The 6,045-nt window shown below is 61.0% G+C and carries 7 protein-coding genes; all 7 read left to right on the top strand.

The features are described 5' to 3' along the window. A partial coding sequence (locus Q0K17_RS10030) for a DUF2953 domain-containing protein (protein WP_294542717.1) occupies positions 1-438 on the top strand: 438 nt, incomplete at its 5' end. Positions 439-471: 33 nt separating this feature from the next. Next, complete coding sequence (ytfJ, locus tag Q0K17_RS10025; protein ID WP_294542716.1) at positions 472-906, top strand: GerW family sporulation protein; 435 nt, start codon at positions 472-474, stop codon at positions 904-906. 105 nt (positions 907-1,011) lie between these two features. After that, positions 1,012-1,767: a pseudouridine synthase gene (locus Q0K17_RS10020; protein ID WP_294542715.1), complete on the top strand. Its 756-nt coding sequence runs from the start codon at positions 1,012-1,014 to the stop codon at positions 1,765-1,767. Between the two features lie 141 nt (positions 1,768-1,908). Continuing rightward, positions 1,909-3,231: a carboxyl transferase domain-containing protein gene (locus Q0K17_RS10015; protein WP_294542714.1), complete on the top strand. Its 1,323-nt coding sequence runs from the start codon at positions 1,909-1,911 to the stop codon at positions 3,229-3,231. Between the two features lie 36 nt (positions 3,232-3,267). Next, positions 3,268-3,645, top strand: coding sequence for a biotin/lipoyl-containing protein (locus Q0K17_RS10010; protein WP_294542713.1), 378 nt, complete (start codon positions 3,268-3,270; stop codon positions 3,643-3,645). A 34-nt stretch (positions 3,646-3,679) separates the two neighbouring features. Further along, entirely contained in the window at positions 3,680-5,083 is a 1,404-nt protein-coding gene (locus Q0K17_RS10005) for an oxaloacetate decarboxylase subunit alpha (protein ID WP_294542712.1), read from the top strand. Positions 5,084-5,243: 160 nt separating this feature from the next. Continuing rightward, a partial coding sequence (locus Q0K17_RS10000; RefSeq protein WP_294542711.1) for a YicC/YloC family endoribonuclease occupies positions 5,244-6,045 on the top strand: 802 nt, incomplete at its 3' end.

Raw genomic sequence — 6,045 nt, 5'->3', positions numbered from 1 at the left:
CTTCCGCCTGTGGAACCGCAGCCGGAAGAGCTGACTTCCGGCGAACAGGATGCCCTTTTGGGGGCGGCCCGCATCTTTTTCGGCACCCTGGCACCGCACCGGGCCAGACTGCTGCGCGGTGTGCAGGTGAACAAGCTGCAGGTCTTCTGGACCGTGACAGGGGAGGACGCCGCCGATACGGCCGTGGCCTACGGCCGGCGCATCGCTCTGAGCAACAATCTGCTCACGCTGGCCAGACAATATCTGACCATCCGGGCCGAATCCCTGCGCCTGGAACCGGATTTTACCGGTACGCTGGCGGGAAAACGGATTTTTTCTTGCCAAATCCGCACAAGGCCGTATATAATATTGTTGATCCTGTTCTACCTGATGCGTCGGGATGAGAAGGGTCATATCCCTCTGGAGGAAATACAGGACAAGCTGGGCGCGCTGACCTGAGCGGCGCGTAGGGAATATAGGAGGTAATTTACTATGGCAGAACACCCGCTGCAGGGTATGATGGGGATCACGATGGACAAGGTCCGGGATATGGTGGACTCTTCCACCATCATCGGCGACCCCATCAAGGTGGATGAAGATACCACCATCATCCCGGTTTCCCGGGTCACCTTCGGCTTTGCGTCCGGTGGTTCGGATGTGGGCGCCAACGCCAGCAAACAGATGTTCGGCGGCGGGTCCGGTGCGGGCGTGTCCATCACCCCGGTGGCGTTTCTGGTCATCAGCCCTGCCGGCGTGCGCACCGTGCAGCTGATGGAACATGCCACCACCATCGACAACGCCATCGCCGCGCTGCCCGAACTGGTGGAAAAGCTGGCGTCCATGCTCGGCAAGGGCAAACCCAGCAAGGAGACCGCTACCGAGGCCGCCAAGGAGGCTTTTGCCCAGGCGGACGCGAGCCAGAACTGACCTGAGGTCCGGCCGGAACGCGCCGGGGCCGGGGCAACATACAAAAACACACGGCGCAAGGCGGCTTCAAGCCACTTTGCGCCTTTTTGAAAGGAATTTTTTATTATGGCAGAACAACGCATTCAGAAAGTCCTCTCCGACCAGGGCATCTGCTCCCGCCGCGCGGCAGAGCGCATGATCGACGAAGGCCGGGTCAAGGTCAACGGGCATCCCGTCACCCTGGGAGACAAGATGGACCCGGATTTTGACAAGGTCTCCATCGACGGCAAGACGGTGCGCATCGTGCGCAAACGCAAGTACATCTATATTATGCTGCATAAGCCCCGGGGCTTTATCACCACCGCCTCGGATGAACTGGGCCGCAAGACGGTCATGGATCTGGTCAAGGGGGTGGGCCGCCGGGTGTACCCTGTGGGGCGCCTGGACAAGGACAGCGAAGGCCTCCTGCTCATGACGGACGACGGCGCTTTTGCCAATCTGCTGACCCATCCTTCCGGCGGTGTGGGCAAATTGTACCGGGTCACCGTGCGTCCCCGCGCCACCGAGGAGCAGATCGTCAAGATGTCCAGCGGCGTGGTGCTGGATGACGGGGTCAAGACCGCTCCGGCGGTGATCCATGTGGTCACTGATGAGCCCAACCGCACCGTGCTGGAGATCACCCTGCACGAAGGCCGCAACCGCCAGATCCGCCGCATGTGTGAAAGCGTGGGCCTGGAAGTCATCCGCCTGAAGCGCAGCGCCGAAGGTCCGGTGAAGCTGGGCATGCTGGCTCCCGGCGAATGGCGGGAACTCAAGCGCTCGGAGGTCACGGCTCTGCGCAACGCAGCCATCAAGTCGGGCGGCAGCAAAAAGAAGGACTGACACGGGGCATTTCTGCAAAAAAATCCGAAAAAAACCGCGCAATTTGAACAAAATCCACTTGTCCCACTGGAAATAAAGTAGTATAATCATTGCATATGGCATTGTGAAAACCATACTGCTATCAATACAGGAGGTCACTAAATGGCTGCAAAGAAACCTGGCAAGGCAGAACTCCTTGCCGCATTTTTTGACGATGGGAACTATACCGCGCTGTTTGCCGACGGCCCGGTCAGCGCCGCATATGGTTGTGCGGGCGGCCAGAGCGTGTACGCCGTGATGCAGGACGGTCGTCCCGTCGATGTGGATGATATCGAAAAGAATATCCGTGTTCTGAACATGGCCGCCGAGACCGGCGCTCCGGTTGTCACTTTCTACAACTCTACCGGCGCCTGCCTGGAGAGCGGGCTGGCACTGCTGAACGCCAACTCCCGCCTGATGGGCCAGATTGCCCGGATTTCCGGTGTGGTGCCCCAGGTGGCAGTGATCACCGGCACCTGTGCAGGTTCCTCCGCCGTGCAGGCGGCCGCCGCCGATCTGTGCGTCATGAGCAAGGACGCCGAGCTGTTCCTGAATGCACCGTTCACCAGTGAGGACAAGGTGTCCATTGCCGGCACTGCCGAGTTCGCCGCCCGCGCCGGTGTGGCTGCGGTCCTGGCCGATGACGACCTGCAGGCCGCCAAGAAGGCCGCCTCCATTGTGGCTTTGCTGCCCTCCAACAACCTGGCCGGCCCTGCGGTGTTTGATTTCGCCGCACCAGCCAAGCCGCTGGACCTCAATAAATATGAACCCGCTGCCGCGGCCGCTTCTCTGGCCGACGAAGGCAGCCTGGTGGAACTCTACGCCGGGTACGGCAAGGCCGTGTATACCGCGCTGGGAACCGTGGGCGGTGCCGCTGTGGGCATCGTGGCCACGGCCAAGAGTGCCATCAACCACCATTGCACCGCCAAGGCGGCCCGTTTCATCCGCCTGTGTGATGCATACAGCATCCCCGTGCTGACCATCGTCAACACCGACGGTTTCGTCCGCAGCGAGGGAGACGACATGGCCGGCGGTATCCGTCAGGCTGCCCGTATGGCCGGTGTGTATGCTGAGGCCACCACCGTCAAGGTGGCTGTGCTGGCCGGTGAGGCCGTTGGCCCCATCTACACCGTCTTTGCCGCGTCCGCCGACTGGCGCATTGCCGTGGACGGCTGCACCATCGCGCCGCTGGCACCGGAAACGGCCGTCAGCGTTCTGTACAAGGACGAGATCTACGCCGCCGACAATGTGGAAAAAGCCACCAAGGCCAAGGCCGAAGCCTATAAGGCGGAGGTCTGCAGCGCTTCCGCCGCCGTGGCCGCCGGTTCCGCCGACGCCGCCGTGGCGCCTGCCGGTGTGCGTGCCGCCGTGGCCCAGGCCCTGGATATGATGGCCAGCAAGCGCGCGGTGCGTCTGGCCAAGAAGCACGGCAACATCACCCTGTAACATCACACGATCATACATACCAAGGAGGATTCTGTCATGAAACATCTCACCGTTACCGTCAACGGCGTTGCCTATGATGTGACTGTTGAAGAAACCGCCGGCGGCCCTGTGGCCCCCGCTGCCCCTGCTGCTCCGGCGCCCGCTCCCAAGCCGGCTGCTCCGGCTCCCGCGGCAGCGCCCGCACCTGCCGGTGCTGCCGGTGCCGTCACCGTTTCCGCCCCCATGCCCGGCAACATTCTGGATGTGCGCGTCCAGCCCGGTGCCTCTGTCAAGGCCGGCGACACCCTGATGATCCTGGAAGCCATGAAGATGGAAAACGAGATCTCGGCTCCGCAGGACGGCACCATTGCCAGCGTCAACGTGCGCAAGGGCGACACGGTGGCTTCCGGCGATGTGCTGTGCACCATGAACTGAGCCCCGCAGCAGTTTGAAAAAGAGGTGAATCAGATTGGCTAAGAAACCCATTCAGATCACGGAAGTTGTCCTGCGCGACGCCCATCAGTCGCTGCTGGCCACCCGTATGACCATCGACGAGATGCTCCCCATCCTCAAGACGATGGATGAAATCGGTTATTTTTCCATCGAGTGCTGGGGCGGCGCCACCTTTGATGCCTGCATCCGTTTCCTGGATGAAGACCCGTGGGAGCGCCTGCGCACCCTGCGCCGGGAAATGCCCAAGACCAAGCTGCAGATGCTGTTCCGCGGCCAGAACATGCTGGGCTACCGTCATTACGCCGACGACGCCGTGGAATACTTCGTGCAGAAGTCTGTGGCCAACGGTATCGACATCCTGCGTATCTTTGACGCCCTGAATGACCCGCGCAACCTGCAGACTGCCATCAAGGCCGCCCGCAAGGAAAAGGCCCATGTGCAGGCCTGCATCAGCTACACCCTGAGCCCGGTGCATACCAACGAATATTTCGTGGAGTATGCCAAACAGCTGGAAGAGATGGGCGCCGACTCCATCTGCATCAAGGATATGGCCGGCCTGCTCAAGCCCTACACCTGCTATGACCTGGTCAAGGCGCTGAAGGAAGCGGTCAGCATTCCCATCGATATCCACAGCCATTACACCGCCGGTCTGGCTTCCATGTCCATCCTGAAGGGCATCGAAGCGGGCGCCGACATCATTGATACCGCCATGAGCCCGCTGGCTCTGGGCACTTCCCATATGCCCACCGAGAGTCTGGTCGCCGCCCTGCAGGGCACCGACTACGACACCGGTCTGGACCTCGCCAAGCTGAACATCGTGCGGGAGCACTTTGCCAAGCTGCGTGAAAAGTACATTGCCAACGGCCAGATCAGCCCGAAGGTTCTGGGCGTGGACGCCAACACCCTGCTGTATCAGGTACCCGGCGGCATGCTGTCCAACATGATCAAGCAGCTGAAGGATGCCGGCAAGGAAGACCAGCTGGACGAAGTGCTCAAGGAGATCCCGCGGGTGCGTGAGGATGCCGGCTACCCGCCGCTGGTCACGCCCACCAGCCAGATCGTGGGTACCCAGGCCGTGTTCAACGTCATCATGGGCGAGCGCTACAAGATGGTCACCAAGGAGTTCAAGGGCCTGGTCCACGGCGATTACGGCAAGACGCCCGCGCCCATCAAACCGGAGTTCTCCAAGATGATCCTCAAGGGCGAAGAGCCCATCACCTGCCGTCCCGCGGACCTGCTGGAACCCGAGATGGAGAAGATGAAGGCCGAAGCCGCCAAATATGTCATCCAGGAAGAGGACGTGCTGACCTACGCCATGTTCCCGCAGGTCGCCCCCAAATTCTTTGAAAAGCGCAACGCCCGCCTGCACGGTGTGGATGCGCAGCATGCGGACTACGAAAACAAGTCCCATCCGGTCTGATTTTTCGCTGACTGAAACCCAAAGCCCCCGCGCTGTATGGCGTGGGGGCTTTTTCTGCCTGTATGCCGCCCTTTGCCTTGCCAAACAGCGGTGTGGGTAGTATAATAAATTGAATACCTATCAGGAAAAATTTGCTGTGTAAGATATGAGGAGTTCAGGTATGGTTCTCAGCATGACAGGCTATGGCCGGGCCGAGCAGACGCTCAACGGCCGCAATATCACAGTGGAGCTGCGCAGCGTCAACGCGCGCTTTTTCGAGTATTCTTCCCGGCTGCCGCGCACCTGCGGCTTTCTGGACGACAAGCTCAAAGCGCTGGTGGCCGACCGTGTCCATCGCGGCAAGGTGGAACTGAATCTCACCATCCAGAGTGTGGCCGCCGCCGACACCGTGGTGCAGATCAACTGGCCTCTGGCTGAAAGCTACCGTCATGCCCTGCATGCCATGGCGGAACGGCTGGACATCAAGAATGACGTCACCGTCACCGCACTGGCCCGTTTCCCCGATGTGCTGACCCAGACCGCGGCTCCCGCTGACCCGGATGCTTTGTGGGCGGATGTGTCTTCGGTGGCTGCCCAGGCGGTGGATGCCTTCCTGGCCATGCGCGCCACCGAGGGCGCCAAGCTCAAGGAAGATGTGGAAAACCGCCTGCAGGTGGTGGAAGACCTGGTGGGCCAGATCGAACAGGGAAGCGCCGGCCGGGTACAGGCCTACACCGAACGCCTGTATGCCCGCCTGCAGGAATTGCTGGCCGACCGCAATATTGACGAAAGCCGCATCCTCACCGAGGCTGCTCTTTTTGCGGACAAGACCGCCATTGATGAAGAGACCGTGCGCCTGCACAGTCATGTGGCCCAGTACCGGGAAATCCTGGCCCTGGATGAGCCCATCGGCCGCAAACTGGATTTCCTGACCCAGGAACTGAACCGGGAAGCCAACACCATCGGCTCCAAGTGCCAGGACG

This window comes from uncultured Gemmiger sp. (assembly GCA_944388105.1).
Taxonomy (GTDB): domain Bacteria; phylum Bacillota; class Clostridia; order Oscillospirales; family Ruminococcaceae; genus Gemmiger.
This window is presented reverse-complemented; position numbering and strand designations above follow the sequence as displayed.

What these genes read in the sequence shown, in the direction of transcription:
- Q0K17_RS10015 (WP_294542714.1), top strand. Translation starts at nt 1,909, where the DNA reads ATGGCTGCAAAGAAACCTGGCAAGGCAGAACTCCTTGCCGCATTTTTT.
- ytfJ (WP_294542716.1), top strand. Translation starts at nt 472, where the DNA reads ATGGCAGAACACCCGCTGCAGGGTATGATGGGGATCACGATGGACAAG.
- Q0K17_RS10010 (WP_294542713.1), top strand. Translation starts at nt 3,268, where the DNA reads ATGAAACATCTCACCGTTACCGTCAACGGCGTTGCCTATGATGTGACT.
- Q0K17_RS10020 (WP_294542715.1), top strand. Translation starts at nt 1,012, where the DNA reads ATGGCAGAACAACGCATTCAGAAAGTCCTCTCCGACCAGGGCATCTGC.